Annotated in this window: 15 protein-coding genes; 11 read left to right on the forward strand and 4 right to left on the reverse strand. The window is 43.2% G+C overall.

Features of this window, described 5'->3' with window-relative positions:
• Positions 1-591: 591 nt before the first annotated feature.
• Entirely contained in the window at positions 592-972 is a 381-nt protein-coding gene (locus U0033_RS29830; protein ID WP_072362205.1) for a winged helix-turn-helix transcriptional regulator, read from the reverse strand.
• Between the two features lie 183 nt (positions 973-1,155).
• Here U0033_RS29830 and U0033_RS29835 point away from each other — a divergent pair, with 183 nt between their 5' ends.
• Genes U0033_RS29835 through U0033_RS29845 form a run of 3 tightly spaced genes read left to right on the forward strand, consistent with a single transcriptional unit; the run spans position 1,156 to position 3,868 of the window.
• Complete coding sequence (locus tag U0033_RS29835) at positions 1,156-2,106, forward strand: MBL fold metallo-hydrolase (RefSeq protein ID WP_072362206.1); 951 nt, start codon at positions 1,156-1,158, stop codon at positions 2,104-2,106.
• Positions 2,107-2,109: 3 nt separating this feature from the next.
• Complete coding sequence (locus U0033_RS29840; RefSeq protein ID WP_072362209.1) at positions 2,110-3,474, forward strand: M20/M25/M40 family metallo-hydrolase; 1,365 nt, start codon at positions 2,110-2,112, stop codon at positions 3,472-3,474.
• A gap of 31 nt (positions 3,475-3,505) precedes the next feature.
• A complete protein-coding gene (locus tag U0033_RS29845) occupies positions 3,506-3,868 on the forward strand; it encodes a RidA family protein (RefSeq protein ID WP_072362271.1) in 363 nt (120 codons plus the stop codon).
• Positions 3,869-4,030: 162 nt separating this feature from the next.
• On the opposite strand, the gene U0033_RS29850 is transcribed toward U0033_RS29845, so the two are convergent.
• Complete coding sequence (locus U0033_RS29850; protein WP_072362273.1) at positions 4,031-6,301, reverse strand: GH92 family glycosyl hydrolase; 2,271 nt, start codon at positions 6,299-6,301, stop codon at positions 4,031-4,033.
• 249 nt (positions 6,302-6,550) lie between these two features.
• On the opposite strand from U0033_RS29850, the gene U0033_RS29855 reads away from it, so the two are divergent.
• Positions 6,551-7,105: a hypothetical protein gene (locus tag U0033_RS29855; protein ID WP_143150745.1), complete on the forward strand. Its 555-nt coding sequence runs from the start codon at positions 6,551-6,553 to the stop codon at positions 7,103-7,105.
• 80 nt (positions 7,106-7,185) lie between these two features.
• Positions 7,186-7,740, forward strand: coding sequence for a dihydrofolate reductase family protein (locus U0033_RS29860; protein WP_072362213.1), 555 nt, complete (start codon positions 7,186-7,188; stop codon positions 7,738-7,740).
• Here U0033_RS29860 and U0033_RS29865 read toward each other — a convergent pair.
• The gene (locus U0033_RS29865; protein ID WP_072362215.1) at positions 7,737-8,411 is read right to left on the reverse strand and encodes a DNA alkylation repair protein; all 675 of its coding nucleotides are present in this window, start codon (positions 8,409-8,411) and stop codon (positions 7,737-7,739) included. The two genes, U0033_RS29860 and U0033_RS29865, sit on opposite strands and share 4 nt — an antisense overlap.
• Before the next feature lie 138 nt (positions 8,412-8,549).
• Here U0033_RS29865 and U0033_RS29870 point away from each other — a divergent pair, with 138 nt between their 5' ends.
• The 6 genes from U0033_RS29870 (at position 8,550) to U0033_RS29895 (ending at position 13,585) form a co-directional block, all read left to right on the forward strand.
• Positions 8,550-9,557, forward strand: coding sequence for a DNA/RNA non-specific endonuclease (locus U0033_RS29870; RefSeq protein WP_072362217.1), 1,008 nt, complete (start codon positions 8,550-8,552; stop codon positions 9,555-9,557).
• Positions 9,558-10,067: 510 nt separating this feature from the next.
• Positions 10,068-10,439: a VOC family protein gene (locus tag U0033_RS29875; RefSeq protein WP_072362219.1), complete on the forward strand. Its 372-nt coding sequence runs from the start codon at positions 10,068-10,070 to the stop codon at positions 10,437-10,439.
• A gap of 221 nt (positions 10,440-10,660) precedes the next feature.
• Positions 10,661-11,113, forward strand: a complete 453-nt coding sequence (locus U0033_RS29880; protein WP_072362221.1) for a MarR family winged helix-turn-helix transcriptional regulator — start codon at positions 10,661-10,663, stop codon at positions 11,111-11,113.
• 65 nt (positions 11,114-11,178) lie between these two features.
• The gene (locus U0033_RS29885; RefSeq protein ID WP_072362223.1) at positions 11,179-12,054 is read left to right on the forward strand and encodes an AraC family transcriptional regulator; all 876 of its coding nucleotides are present in this window, start codon (positions 11,179-11,181) and stop codon (positions 12,052-12,054) included.
• A gap of 61 nt (positions 12,055-12,115) precedes the next feature.
• Positions 12,116-12,856 carry an SDR family NAD(P)-dependent oxidoreductase gene (locus U0033_RS29890; protein ID WP_072362275.1) on the forward strand — a complete coding sequence of 247 codons (741 nt, stop codon included), beginning with the start codon at positions 12,116-12,118 and terminating at the stop codon, positions 12,854-12,856.
• 369 nt (positions 12,857-13,225) lie between these two features.
• On the forward strand, positions 13,226-13,585 hold the full coding sequence (locus U0033_RS29895; RefSeq protein WP_072362226.1) for a hypothetical protein: 360 nt from the start codon (positions 13,226-13,228) through the stop codon (positions 13,583-13,585).
• A gap of 184 nt (positions 13,586-13,769) precedes the next feature.
• Here U0033_RS29895 and U0033_RS29900 read toward each other — a convergent pair whose 3' ends face one another.
• Positions 13,770-14,438, reverse strand: coding sequence for a hypothetical protein (locus U0033_RS29900; protein ID WP_072362228.1), 669 nt, complete (start codon positions 14,436-14,438; stop codon positions 13,770-13,772).
• Positions 14,439-14,592 lie beyond the last annotated feature (154 nt).

Raw genomic sequence — 14,592 nt, forward strand, 5'->3', positions numbered from 1 at the left:
ACAAGTACTTGTTTTCATCATGATGATTTATAATTCATATAAATTCCTTTTGCCTGGCAACTTTGCAGCTTATTGGGTATATTATTTGTCAATGTTAATAGTTTACCTATTGTTAACTTTTTTGGTGTTTACGAATTTTTATCATAATGAACGCCAGAGGTGACAGACAAATGGTACAATACCTAAAGAAGAATACTGGTAGATTAAGGGACTACGTTGGCCGCAGGTCATGACTGCTGCTTGTTTTTAATGAATTATGTGAAAGGCATTACCTTTTACTTTTAAAAATCTTGTTGGAGGGTATGGGAATTGGGATTTGAAAAATTGAACCAGTGTTCATCGACTGAAGCATACATCTTTGTAGCGAATAGACGATATACTTTAGGAGGTAGTTTATTTATAGCCAATTGTTATAATAATTAATCTATGAGTAAGTACTATTACCGGGTTCGTCTGGAAATATGCCTGAAGACAGAAGAAACAATCTTAGGCTTTGTAAATATTTCTCATATTTCCTACAAGAAGTTTGAGGGAATCATAATCTGCTGCCCGTGATCCATCCTACCGCATCACTTGCCAGGAATACCTAACCTACTCTTTCACGAATGTGCCATGTAATTCACTGTTTAATACAGGTGTAATCCCTGGATTATGCAGGTATTGTGTGCCCCAATTGTCCATTGCATTAATAACCGGAAGCAGGGAATTGCCAAGCCCTGTTAAAAAGTATTCCACTTTTGGTGGTGCCACCGGGTATACAATCCGCTCAATGATGCCGTAATCTTCCAGCTCTTTCAATTGTTGGTAAAGTACCCTCCGGCTTGCTTTGGGGTTTAGTTTCTGCAATTGCCCGGGCCTGTTATGCCCCTGCGAAATATTATAGATCAGGCAAGGTTTCCATTTACCGCCAATGATCTCCATAATCATCCCCATTCCACAATCCAGGTCTTTAGGTATTTTTCTTTCCTGCATAGCCAATTTATTCTGGTGTCGAAATTAACACATAATCATGATATGGGTGATAGCGATAATTTTAACCCTATGGTATAATGAAGTACGTACTTGTCCGGCGTTTGAGAGAAATATAGCTTTGCATCAAGCTTAGAAAATTGCCTGGTACATGCATGTGAGGAGCAACAATTTTAATAAAAATATATGAAATCGTTTATTTGGATTTGTTTAATGACAGTTGCGTCGCAACTAACTTTTGCACAGGATACCATGAAGGTATTGGCACAGCCATCCAGTTATCATATGATGCTGGGTGATATTGAGATCATTGCTTTTTCTGATGGAAGTATTCCCCTGGATTTAAATAAGGTACTGACGAATACACAGGCGGGAGAATTGAAAAAACTAACAGCGCAAAATTTCCAGTCTCTGATAGTAGAAGCATCTGTAAATGCCTACCTGGTTAAAACGGATGGGAAACTGATTTTGATAGATGCCGGTACTGCAGAGCTGTATGGACCTACGCTGGGTCACCTGCCTGCAAATATGATCCGCGCGGGTTATCAGCCTGAACAAATTGATGCGGTATTGATCACACATATTCATACGGATCATACAGGTGGTTTAATGGATGGTGCCAGGATGGTATTTCCGAATGCAGAAATTTATGTGAGCAAAACAGAAGCGGACTATTGGCTGGGTGATGATAACTATAAAAATGCCCCTGCCAGGCTAAAGAAATATTTTGATGAGGCCAGGCTTAAAATGTTGCCTTACCTGAAAGCAGGAAAGATTAAAACATTCACTTATGGAAAGGAACTTTTCCCTGGAATTTTGCCGGTGGCAAGTCCGGGCCATACGCCGGGCCATAGCTTTTACCAGTTAAGCAGCAAGGGAGAAAAGATCCTGTTCTGGGGCGATATTATGCATTCAGCAGCAGTGCAGTTTGCAGATCCCGCGGTAACGATTGTATTTGATGTAGATCCTGTGGCCGCTGCGCAATCAAGGAAGAAGGCATATGAAGAGGCGGCAAAACAGGGTTACTGGATAGCTGCGGATCATATTTCCTTTCCCGGCATTGGCCACATACGTAAAGCCGGAAATGGGTATCGCTGGTACCCGATTAATTATACTACAAGTGGTGTAGGCCAATAGTAAATGATGGGCAAGAATTATCTGGTAATACTGCTCTTGTTCATAGGCGCACCGCTATTTGCACAGCAGGATTCAATATTGATCAGGAAGCTTTACAGCGAAACACTGCAGCAGGATGTGATGGATATAAATCTTAAATACCTGACATCAAAGATCGGCGCCCGGATTGCAGGATCTGTGCAGGCAAAGCAAACGGTAGAATGGGCAGCTGGCATCCTGGCGCAGTTTCACCCGGACAGCCTTTATCTTCAACCTGTGATGGTGCCACATTGGGTAAGAGGAGAGCAGGAGTTTGCCGGCATGATCAGTAAAGGAATTTCGGCCAGCCTGGATGTATGTGCGCTGGGTGGTTCTGTTGGCACGAATGGTACGCTGACGGCGCAGGTAGTAGAAGTTAGATCCTGGAATGAGTTGTCAGCACTCGATGATAGTAAGGTGAAAGGGAAAATAGTATTTTTCAACAGGGCGATGGATGCCCGTGAACCGGAGACATTTAATGCTTATCTATCGGCAGTGGATCAACGCTCGCTGGGTGCGATAGCTGCGTCAAAAAAAGGGGCAGTTGGAGCTATGATCCGATCGCTGACCCTGGCGAAGGACGATTACCCGCATACCGGTGCCCTGAGTTATGAGGAAGCAGTCAGGAAAATACCGGTAGCGGCATTAAGTACAAATAGTGCAGATAATTTGAGTAAGGCGCTCAAAGCAGATCCTTTCTTGCAGGTATCGCTGGAGATGAATTGTGTGCAATTGCCGGACGAGTTATCGTACAATGTGATTGCTGAATTGAAGGGGCATAAATACCCGCAGGAAATTGTTTCAGTGGGCGCGCATCTTGATTCCTGGGATTTGGGTGAGGGGGCCAGTGATGATGGAACCGGCATCGTGCAGGCGATGGAGGTACTAAGGTTGTTCACAAAGATAGGTATAACGCCGGAGCGGACATTGAGGATCATATTGTACATGAACGAAGAAGCTGGTGCACATGGTGGAAAGCAATATGCATCGCAGGTGAGGGAAGCGAACGAGGTACATGTGGCAGCGATTGAGTCGGATGCCGGTGGATTTATTCCCAGGGGTTTTAGAATAGAAGCTTCGCCAGCTGTTATTGCAAAGGTGAGAGGATGGTCGCAGTTATTAGTGCCTTATCATGCTGGCGATATCCGCCTGCAACAGCGGGGAGTTGACCTGGTACCTATGAAAGGGATCGCCAAAGCATTGCTTAGTCTTGACTGTGATGATAGCCGGTTGTTTTACATTCATCATTCAGCCCTGGATACTTATGACCAGGTCAACCCCAGGGAGGTGCAGCTGGGAGCTGGTGCCATGGCAGCAATGGCTTTTTTGTTTTGTAAATATGGATTATAAACACATGAAAAGGATTTTAATATTGTGTAGTATGCTATTAGTAGCAGGCCTGGTTACAAAAGGGCAGGTAAAGCTGTTTAGCAACTATACTGAAAGCAGGGGAATGGTATTTGTATCAGGGCAGATAGGAACAGGTGGTGAGAGGGATCTGAGTTTTGAAGCAGAGGCAGAAGCCGCATTAAAGAATGTGGGTACTGTTTTAAACCAGTCAGGAACGAAGATGAATAAGGTAGTGAGTGTAACGGTGTACCTGCAGGATCTGCGTTTGTTCGGGGAATTCAATAGCGTATATGCGCGGTATTTTAAAGCGCCGTACCCGGCCAGGACCTGTGTGGTGGTAAAGGAGCTGGTACAAAATGCCAGGGTGGAAGTGAGTGTGATTGCGGAAAAGTGATATTGAAAGAGGTTGTATCCAGGGTAAGTTGAAGTCATTGAGTGTTTCATAAACACTAAACATGCTTCGCCGGGGTGCCGGGTAACTTTTCCTTTGATACAACCTCTTTTCTCTTAAAATGGTTTTCATGCCCGTTGGTGAATTCCCACTTTCATGAATGTTTTATTTTGAAGGCGGTCTTACCTGGGTGCCCCAGGTACCTGCTTTATCTCCCATTTCCAGCACCAGTTCACCCCCATTTACAATATCCTGGTGCTCCAGCCATGATTTATCATAATTCAGCCCGTTCAGCTTCACAGACCTGATATAAGTATTCTTCTTAGAAAGATTATGTGCGATGATACTAAAATCCTTCCCGTTTTCCTGGTGGATCACCGTCCTGGTAAAATAAGGTGCAGTGATGAGGTAATAAGACTGTCCTGCATTTGGAAATAAGCCCATCATATGAAAATCCAGCCAGGAAGACATTGCACCGGAATCATCGTTGCCGGGTAAACCAGCTGCAGATGTATTGTAACTGCTGTCTATGATCAGGTGAATCCTCGTAGAACTCAGGTCTGGTCTGCCTATCCAGTGATACAGGTTCGGCGTGAGGAAGGAAGGCTCATTGCTTACATTGTAGTATTTGTTATTAAAGAAGATGTCCAGCCTTTTTTTGAAAGCTTCTTCACCACCACTTTTACTGATCAGTGTTTTTACATCATGTGGTACGTACAGGGAATACTCCCATGAACTGGCCTCGTAAAAGAAGGCACACCACCAGCATACGCAATTCGGGTAGTCTACTGCCAGGGGGTTATATTGAATCTGTTTATAAGGTGCATTCAGTACATTACAGTCAATGGTATCCACCCATCTGCCGTTTTGATCCTTTGGCAATATGAATCCATTGGCACCATTGTTTTCATAGGGCCGCCATAAGTTCTGCCAGTTATCGGACTGTTTCAGGAATCGTTCGTACAGCCGATCCTGTTGCAGGCCTTTTGCCACGGTGGCGATGCAATAATCGTTATATGCATATTCTACGGTACGTGTACCTGCTCTTGGAAAGCGGGTGGATACGTAGCCGAGCGTGTTATAATCTGGCAGTCCGCCACGACCTTCTTTTTCTTCATTATCCCCGGGGGGCACATCTGCGTTTTTCAGCATTGCCTGCAGGCCCTTGTTGTAATCAATGCCCTGTAATCCTTTTACATAGGCATCTGCAATCAATACATCTGCATTGGAGCCACCCTGTGTACGGCCATTGCAATTACCACTGCGGGCATCGGGCATATAGTTATCCCTGTGATAGATGTTCAGCAGGGAATTGATAATGTCAACTTCCCTGGAAGGACTAACAAGGGTAATGAGCGGATTGGAAGAACGGAAAGTATCCCATATGGCATAGAAATCATCATAGTAAGGTTCATTAGAGATCCACAGCGGATTTTCCCCGGTTCTGTCCACTGGCATGAGCATCGTATGATACAGCCCGGTATAAAACATGATTCGTTGTTCCTTCGTTGCAGAATGATCAATTTCGATCCTGTTTAACAATTTCTCCCATTTCTGTTGTGTGGTAGCCAGCACCCTGTTAAACTGCCAGTCAGGTATTTCCTGGTCAAGGTTATAGCTGGCTTTTTCTTCGCTGATAAATGAGATACCGATCTTTACCTGGATCGTATCTCCGCTGGCGGCATCAAAATAGGCAATGGCGCCAGTCTTTTCTCCTGAATCAAACTGTACCTGTTTCCCTGGGAATAACTGTTGATCTTTCCAGGTAGAGAAATTGCTAAACGGATGGTCAAATACTGCACTGAAGTATACAGTATAGGCGGCTCCGTTATTGAACCCTCCCCTGATGCGGGTATATCCTCTTATTTCATTACTACCAGTTACGCTTACTTCTGATCCTACAAACTGTTGTGCTTCGCGTGCATCGGGGTCTGGCGTAGTGGGTTCTCCGAGGAAGAAACCTGCATCCAGTTTTATAGCCTTTTTCCCTTTCTGACCGAATATAAAACGATAAAAGGTGGCTCTGTCGGCAGTGGTGAGCGCTGCTTTGATCTTCCATTTTTCCAGCAGAACGCTGTAATAGGCTGTTTGCGCGATTTCTTCACCCCTGGCAGATTCCTGGTAGATAGCATCAAAATCGCCGGAGAAAGGCATGATCTGGATATTCCCATACTTGGGGCCACCACCGGTACCGCTTACATGTGTCTGGCTAAATCCCAGTAGGGGCACCTGTTTATCCACATTGTACCCGCTGTTGCTATGCCCTTTGCAATCGGGGCCTGGTTTGGCCATCCCGAAAGGGGCAGCGGGGCCTACGAAAATATGCCCCTCGCCACCAGCGCCAATGAATGGATCTACGGAGGCATATAAAGGTGCCTGCGCGGCTGCGTATTGGGCTAATAGCGCAAGGACAGTGATAGAAATGATTCGTTTCATAACGTCTGTTTTTTGCCTGGAAAGGGTGTAAGAATTATGTTCGGCCTTTCCGGGAAGGAACTGATTTACAATATATGGCGGTCTTTTCTTTTTTTCATCGCGGGCTGGGATAAATTTCCTTTTTTTCGGCTGTTCGGCCTGTTTTAAATCGGGTACCGGGCATACCAAAATCTGCTTCCGGGCTGACGGTAAGCATATTTATTTTCATTATTAAGCGTTAAGTTGGTCGCTTATAAACATCAAAGAACTATGAAATTATTCTATTATTTATCCCTGTCCATGTTATGTTTTACTGCCTGTAACAGCACTCAGAGCAAAACAGCTGTTAAAAAAGATGGTCTTGTCATCACTGACAAACTTTTAGGAACGACTTCCCTGTGCAGTATGGGGGAAGTGATTAAAACACTTGCTCCGGCAAGGGTTGATACCAGCAGCACAGATTATGAGAAAGGGAAATGGTATTATGTAAAAGCAGTATTTAAAGATAGTTCTTATTTGCTGATGGAGACTTCTGATATTAAGGCAGGTAAGGTACTGCGTATATCCACCAATTCACCAAAGATAATTACTACGACAGGTTATGCTATTGGCACTACGATAGGAGATCTGTTTGAGAAGAATGAGGAAGTGGTGGTGAAGAAAGAGTATAGCAAGATCTTTTTCAAAATAAAGAAGGATAATGTGTCTTTACAGGCTGATGAAAGGTTCTTCCAGGATTTGCCTGCTGAACTGACCTTTGAGGCGTTTAAGAAATATAGGCAGGTACCTTTGACATTGTTGGTGGTGACACCGGTTTGTCAATAAAGATATCCGCTAAATTATATTGATGTCCGCTCAAAAGGCGGACATTTTTTTTTATTTTAGCGGACAATAAACCCCACATCATGCGTAAACTTATTTATGGCAGTAATATCAGTATGGATGGTTGCTGCGATCATACCAAAATCGGTGGCAAAGAAGATATTCTCAACTATTTCAGGGAGTTATTTGAAGAGGTAGACCTGATCATTTACGGTCGGCAAACGTATGAACTGATGTATCCTTTCTGGCCTGAAGTTGCGCAGAAGGGATCTGACAATGCGGCTGAATATGCTTTTGCGAAAGTGTTTTCAGCTATTGATAATATTGTTGTGTCCAGCTCCCTGGAAAGTGTGGAGAATGAGCGAACAAGCATTCTCAGCGATAATATAAAGGAAGAGATCCTCCGGCTGAAACAACAACCGGGTAAGGCGATATCCACGGGTGGGGTAACACTGCCTGCGCAGCTGATAGAATGGGACCTGGTGGATGAATTTCATATAGTGGTACACCCGGTGATTGTTGGTGAGGGGCGCCGTTTATTTTCAGAGATGTCATTGCCGGAAAACAGGAACTTAAAACTGGTCAGCACAACAACGCTGAGCAGTGGTTGCGTGGCCCTGCGTTATGAAAGAGATTAGGCATTTAACCGCAAAGGATTGATGGCTGTTAATTCTCTCAGGGCATCGGCGGCTATCCATTTAGCAGCTTTGCTGTCCTGCAGTAAAATGCGTTCAGCACATGCTATGGCAAGGGGCAGCAGTATTTGGTTGCGCTTACCAATTTGTCGTAAAGCCCAGTTCACTGCTTTTTTTACAAAGTTGCGATTATCCCAGGCTTCGCGTTCTATAATAGGGAAGAACCGGGAGAAATGACTGTTGGCTGATTTTTTATCGTGTATAGCTAATTCGGCCATCAGTACAAAGCCGCAGCGTTTAACAAATTCTGCTTCGTGTTTGCTATACTCCAGTGCTTTTTCCACGGCGTAGGGAGTACGGTCAAAGAGGTTGCCACATGCCTGGTCGCAGAGATCCCAGCTGCTAAAGTCCTTTGTCCAATTGTCAATTAATTGTGGTGTCACCTGTTTGGGATCTGCTATTAAAGTGGCAAGGATGCGGGCTTCATGTATGTTTGTATCCCATAGCAAGAGGGCCAGTTCATGGTTCTTTTTAATTATTTTGGCTAGTTTCCTGACTTCGGGGATTTTAACACCCAATGCTTTTTCATTATCAATTCCGAAGCGTAGCATACCTGCGTGATACTTTGCATCAGCTTTTTCTTTTAGAAGGTCTATAATTTCGGTGACAGGCATTTGCTTAGTTTTTGTGAAGGTATTTATAAATTTAACACATGGGATTAGATAACAAGTCAATAGATTATTCGCTTAAATTGTCGCATATTGCAGGCCGAACTTAAACCGCCTTTGGCATTTAATAATACAAGGTATTTAATGAAAGATAAAAAATTATTATCCCTCCTCGTGACAGTGGCGCTGATAGTATTTGTAGCTTTTGTAAGGCTACGCGATTCATCAGCAAACAAAACGCCGGATAAACCTAAGAAAACCAGTACAACAAGGTCTTCACACAATAAAAAGAAGTCTTCTCACCATAGTGATTACACGCCACAGGCAACGACTGCTTCCCGGACGATTGTAACTTCATCATCTGACGATTGTAATACACATATAAAGAACACCAGCGATAACAATCACCTGTTATTAGGCAATCCATCTGATGCACAGCCTTGCAGGATGCTTGTCAATAATTACCTGATAGACAGAACTTATTATGTGGCGTCTTACAATAGTGAGCGTGGTACGCCTAACTGGGTAAGCTGGCACCTGGATGCCAGTGATCTTGGCAGTACTTACAGAACTGATGATTTCAGGGCAGATCCTGAATTACCGGGTAGTTTTTATCATGTGGAAGGCAGCGACTATGTGAGTTCCGGTTTTGACCGTGGGCATAATTGTCCATCAGGGGATCGTACGAATAACACTGACGCGAACGAATCTACTTTCTTGATGAGCAATATGATTCCACAGGCACCGAAGAATAATAAGCGTACATGGGCGGGTTTTGAGGAGTATACAAGGAATACGCTGGTGAGCGCGGGTAATGAGTGTTATATTATTATGGGTAGTTATGGTACTGGTGGTACAGGTTCTAAAGGCAGGGTGAAAACGATTGATGAGGGGAAGGTGACAGTGCCTTCACGCGTCTGGAAAGTGGTGGTGGTGATTCCTGCGGGTGATAATGACCTGGAGCGGTTGAGTAGTGGGGATGTAAAGGTGGTAGCGATCGATACGCCGAATAACAACAATACGATTGATAACAGCTGGAGGAAATATATAACATCGGTGAAAGCGATTGAGGATTCAACGGGTTATCACCTGTTAACGAATTTGCCGAAAAGGGTGCAGATGGCGCTGAAGGCGAAGGTATATGTGCCGTAAGTAATGCAATTATTATTGGAGAGGTCCTGGGTCAATAGATCCGGGGCCTTTTTTTTGGTGTTTTATTCCCGTGGGGAAGTTTTTCTTTAGAGTATGTTTTATTGAAATGGTGCTCATCCCATTGGAGAAAGTTCCCCTTTTATGAAGGTTTAATTAAAATGGTTTCATCCCAGTTAGTGGAGTTTCTCCTTAAAGTATGTTTTATTGAAATGGTTGTCATCCCCGTGGAGGAAGTTCCCCTTTTATGGAGGTTTTATTAAAATGGTTTTATCCCAGTTAACGGAGTTTCTCCTTAAAGTATGTTTTATTGAAATGGTTCTCACTCCAGTGGAGGAAGTTCCCCTTTTATGAAGTTTTATTTTAATGATAGTTATTCCTTTGGAGAAGGTTGTCTTTTATAAATGTTTATTGTGTTGATAACTAGTTGTTTGTGATTTTGTTCCCTAAATTATATTGGCTGATAAGTACATTATCCCTAACTTAGTAGTCACGACTACTAAATTTAAAATAATGACAAATCCAACGCAACTTAGTTTTGTTTCGCTTCAGGTATCGGATCTTGAAGTCTCGGGGAAATTTTATACTGACATTCTGGGTTTTAAGCCAGTTTTGAAATCGCCGCCTGATGCGATCGTATTTGAGCAGAAGAACGGGGCCGCTTTTGCCATCAGGAAGCCAATGATTGAATTGACTAAAGCCAATCTGCTGGGTTGGGGAGTGGCGGTATGGTTTGGCATAGGGAACCTGGATACATTCCTGGAAAAGAACAGGGATAAAATATCTATTGTTAAGGATATTCATCCAACGCCGTTTGGAAGGATCCTGGTGATTGCTGATCCTGATGGTTATTCAATTACCTTACAGGAAACAAAGGAAGACTGATAGAGGGGAGATACCAGGTGGTGGTCACTTCGCGTGATCACCACCCTGAAGGGGCAGGGAAGGGGTGGTGCGGGAACGTTCAGGAGGTGGAAATCAGGCCATTGATAGATTGCCTGGAATTTATTGTGAATAAAGATAAATGGGGTTATATATTTAGAATGTTTTTTTTGAGATCAACCCGGATGATGTTGATTTGATCGGATCACAAACGCAAAAATAAGATGGATACAAAAGATCAGGTATTCTCCTATATAGAACCGGAGGAAAATAGCGGGTACCTGCTTTGGCAGGTGACGATGCAATGGCAGTTGGACATGAACAGGGCACTTAGCAGGGTGGGGCTTACGCTTACGCAGTTTTCATTGATGGCGGGGCTATATTGGTTGAGTCAGAAGAAGGAGGGGGTTACCCAGCAGCAACTGGCGGATTACGCGAATACTGATAAGATGATGACGTCCAAAGTATTGGCGGTGTTGGAGACAAAAGGAATAGTAGAAAGGGTAAAGGATCCGGGGGATAGTCGTGCGAAGCAGCTGAGAATTACAGATAATGGGGTAGCGGCATTAAGAGAGGCGTATCGTATCGTTAAGCAGGTGGATGATGTGTTTTTTAAGGAAGTGGAGAAGGATAAGGCAAGTTTTGATGAGTTATTGATGAGGTTAATAAAGCGGTGAGTGCTAACTGCTGCAGCTAACTCATTCAAAAAGTCTTTGCACATTTAGCCCCTAATGAACGCAATATGTTTACAGTATACAACATTGAAGATTTCCCTTCTGATCGCGTGGTGAAAGGGCAGTTCATGATGGAGCGTTTTGAGGATTTACAACGGCCGCCAAATTTGAAGTGGCCGCACAAGCATAATTTCTACGAGATCTTATGGCTCACATCGGGTAAATCAACTAATGTGATTGATTATCACCAAACGATCGTACAGCCTTATACGTTATTTTTTATCTCACCGGGGCAACTACACCTGATGTCCCGGGCTGATAAAGTAAAGGGATATAGCATCACCTTTACGGAAGAATTTTTGCTGCTTACAGCTAATAATAAGGAGAGATTACTGGCACTTAGTTTTCTCGATAACAGTTATACCGCACCGTACTTAAAATTGAATGCTACTACCCGCGGTGAATTAGAAGGGGTATTGCAAATGCTGGAAGCGGAAGTGTTGCTTGCAGAAAAATCAGCTGTCATTATTGGGCATTTGTTGTTCACTTTGCTGAATAAAATACAGAGGATAATTGATGGGAAGAAGACAACTACCGATCATTCAAACATTATCCGGTTTAAGAAATTTAGACACCTTATAGAGGAAAACTATAAGACGGAGAAAACCCTGGCATTCTATGCTGGGCATTTGGCGTTTACGCCTCATCGCTTGAATGAAATCTGTAAAGAGGTATCTGGCAATACTGCCGGTGAAATAATCAGGGAGCGATTATTGCTGGAAGCAAAGCGCTTACTAATACACAGTGACCTAACTGTTGGAGAAATTGCTAACGAACTGGGTTATGAAGACATTTCATATTTTTCACGTCAGTTCAGGGAAAAGGAGTCGGTAACGCCTTCACAGTATAGAAAATCGATGTATCAAAAGTACCAAAATCTATAAATATTCTCCTAACAGCGATGGCATTATTGTGCTGAAATTTGTGTTTCTTAAAATGGAAATTATGGAACAAAAGCCTTTAGCACAAAAAGTTGCATTGGTAACCGGGGCATCGGGCGGGCTTGGGAGAGCAATTGCTTTTCAGCTGGCAGATGCTGGTGCAACCCTTATTGTCAATTATAACAGTAATAAAACGTTAGCAGATGAGGTAGTTCAAAGAATTGCCACAAAAGGTGGGTCGGCTTATGCGATTCAGGGAGATGTATCACGGGAGGAGCAGGTAAAAGCCTTGTTTGAAAAGATCAATGAGCGGGTGGGAACGGTAGATATTTTGGTAAATAATGCGGGGATTAATCCGCCTAAGACTTTACAGGAAATCACCTTGCAGGATTTTCAGCAGTCATTGGATGTGAACCTGACATCGTCATTTTTGACGACGCAGCAGGCAATACCGGGTATGATAGCAAAGCAGTATGGGCGTATCATCAATATTTCTTCAGTAGCAGCGCAGTTAGGAGGTGTAATAGGGCCACACTATGCGGCTGCTAAGGCGGGGATGTTGGGCCTGACACATTCTTATGCTGCACTGCTGGCTAAGTATACCAATATTACGGCAAATGCAATTGCGCCGGCATTGATTGAAACGGATATGCTTAGGGATAACCCTAATATCCGACCAACGTTAATACCTATTGGCAGATTTGGGCAGCCTGATGAAGTGGCTGCAGTGGTATTGTTGCTTGCGCAAAATGGTTATATCACCGGGCAGACTATTAATGTGAATGGTGGTTGGTATATGAGTTGATTAGAAAAGACGTTTATTAGGTATACACATACAGATGCTTCGCGGGGTAGGAGAGTACATGCCGGTAAGTGCTTGCGGATGTGCACCTACTGTATTTATTCCGGGACAGAAATTACAGATGCCTTTTTTAAATTGGAGTTGATAATCAGATAGTTTGTTCAGTGTGCTGCTTTATCTGGTTTTTATTGGAACAAGCTGGTGTGCAGGCTGTTAAGCAAATCCTGGTACGGGAGTTTGTAAAACTAAGCGGGAGTTGGTATTTTTACAACTTCGGGGATTAAATGAATAGCAAAAGTAAAACACCAGCCGCTACTATTTAGTCTGCCTGCAAAGCACTTGTTTAATTCCTTTTAACTAAATCTTATGAAGATGTACAAACTATTATGTGGATTCTTACTGCTTTTCTGTCTGCAGACGAAAGCACAATCCAAAGATTCATTGAGTGTAAAGATGGCAGCGGCCAAAAATGAGGTATTGGCGAATGTTGTGATAAACGAAAATGCAAATAAGGGATTTGATTTCCTGGCGCAAAAAGCTGCGGAGGCGTACAAGCAGGATGGATCCGGTAAGAACCTGGCTAAGATCCTTGAACGCTACCGTGCATTGTTAGTTGAAATCAAAGGTGCACAGACGCCTAAGGTGAACAATTCAGAAGAGTTTGAGGTGAGCTATGAATCTATTAAGAAAGCAAAGTTGAAACTTTGTCCTTTGTATCCGTTTTGCGATTAAGCTGACAATCTATAGTAGAAGGGGATGTATCATTCGTAAAATGAAGCCCCTGAGAATCGCTTAAGAAAATTTTTTCTCCATCAGGGAACCGAATAAAAATGGGCTGTCTCAAAACTTGAGACAGCCCATTTAGTGCCTGGTAGTGGGCAGTTTCCGGATAAGAAGGTATCCGAATAAAAAATGATTACAGGAAAATGAGATCAGTTTGCGGGCAATAAGGAGGGCATGCCAATGTACTATCTCCGGCTGGAAAATCAATGAAAAGTTTACCTGCGTTTGTTGTTAGCTGGCAATTTAAAATAGGTTGGTGCAAAGCATCTACAGGGATTATTACAATTTTTTGATCTCCATCAGCATAAGCATTGAAGAAACGAAGTCCATCACAACCCGGGGCGCTCAGTAGTGTTTCAATAAGTTCACGGCCACATAAATTTGATTTAGTGGTACCGGGATGAAGTTCCTGGTATGCTTTGATCATGTCAACGGCATCTGTAGTACTGATTAATTCACCTGTCTGGCAAATTGCAGAGCGGTTTGTTTCCCATGGATGATAATAAGGACTGATGCCGCCTTTCCCTGCTACGAGCGTGGTAATATTTTTGTTGAAGCGGTCTACGGCTACCAGCAATGGAGTGTGTACTTCTTCAGAAATAGCATTTACTATGCGGATACCTACACAGCCCGGAACACTGAGTAATTTATTAATCAGTTCTTTGCTATACAAAACGGCACCTGTTCCATTAGGTACCTGTCTTTGATAAGTTGAGATCATTTCGAGAGCCTGTGTGGGGGTAATGAGCTGACCGATTTTTCCAATGTTGGAAAGCAGGAGTTTTCTTTTTTGTGTGATCATAATGAGGTGATTTGGGAGGGTTAAAAAATGATTGACATCTTCTTTGTGCTTCTTTTATTCCGTGGGAACGGCTAATGTTCTTTATAAGGTACTTAAATTCCGTTTTTGTTTTAGGTGCCGGGGGAATTGTGTTTTTCGATCCCTGTTTTATGAA

Origin of the sequence: Chitinophaga sancti (genome assembly GCF_034424315.1) — a bacterium.
GTDB lineage: Bacteria > Bacteroidota > Bacteroidia > Chitinophagales > Chitinophagaceae > Chitinophaga > Chitinophaga sancti.

Bases quoted from the DNA above. Each gene is read 5' to 3' on its own strand.
- U0033_RS29830 (WP_072362205.1), bottom strand. From the start codon at position 972: ATGCAGGAAAGAAAAATACCTAAAGACCTGGATTGTGGAATGGGGATG.
- U0033_RS29835 (WP_072362206.1), top strand. From the start codon at position 1,156: ATGAAATCGTTTATTTGGATTTGTTTAATGACAGTTGCGTCGCAACTA.
- U0033_RS29840 (WP_072362209.1), top strand. From the start codon at position 2,110: ATGATGGGCAAGAATTATCTGGTAATACTGCTCTTGTTCATAGGCGCA.
- U0033_RS29845 (WP_072362271.1), top strand. From the start codon at position 3,506: ATGCTATTAGTAGCAGGCCTGGTTACAAAAGGGCAGGTAAAGCTGTTT.
- U0033_RS29850 (WP_072362273.1), bottom strand. From the start codon at position 6,301: ATGAAACGAATCATTTCTATCACTGTCCTTGCGCTATTAGCCCAATAC.
- U0033_RS29855 (WP_143150745.1), top strand. From the start codon at position 6,551: ATGAAATTATTCTATTATTTATCCCTGTCCATGTTATGTTTTACTGCC.
- U0033_RS29860 (WP_072362213.1), top strand. From the start codon at position 7,186: ATGCGTAAACTTATTTATGGCAGTAATATCAGTATGGATGGTTGCTGC.
- U0033_RS29865 (WP_072362215.1), bottom strand. From the start codon at position 8,411: ATGCCTGTCACCGAAATTATAGACCTTCTAAAAGAAAAAGCTGATGCA.
- U0033_RS29870 (WP_072362217.1), top strand. From the start codon at position 8,550: ATGAAAGATAAAAAATTATTATCCCTCCTCGTGACAGTGGCGCTGATA.
- U0033_RS29875 (WP_072362219.1), top strand. From the start codon at position 10,068: ATGACAAATCCAACGCAACTTAGTTTTGTTTCGCTTCAGGTATCGGAT.
- U0033_RS29880 (WP_072362221.1), top strand. From the start codon at position 10,661: ATGGATACAAAAGATCAGGTATTCTCCTATATAGAACCGGAGGAAAAT.
- U0033_RS29885 (WP_072362223.1), top strand. From the start codon at position 11,179: ATGTTTACAGTATACAACATTGAAGATTTCCCTTCTGATCGCGTGGTG.
- U0033_RS29890 (WP_072362275.1), top strand. From the start codon at position 12,116: ATGGAACAAAAGCCTTTAGCACAAAAAGTTGCATTGGTAACCGGGGCA.
- U0033_RS29895 (WP_072362226.1), top strand. From the start codon at position 13,226: ATGTACAAACTATTATGTGGATTCTTACTGCTTTTCTGTCTGCAGACG.
- U0033_RS29900 (WP_072362228.1), bottom strand. From the start codon at position 14,438: ATGATCACACAAAAAAGAAAACTCCTGCTTTCCAACATTGGAAAAATC.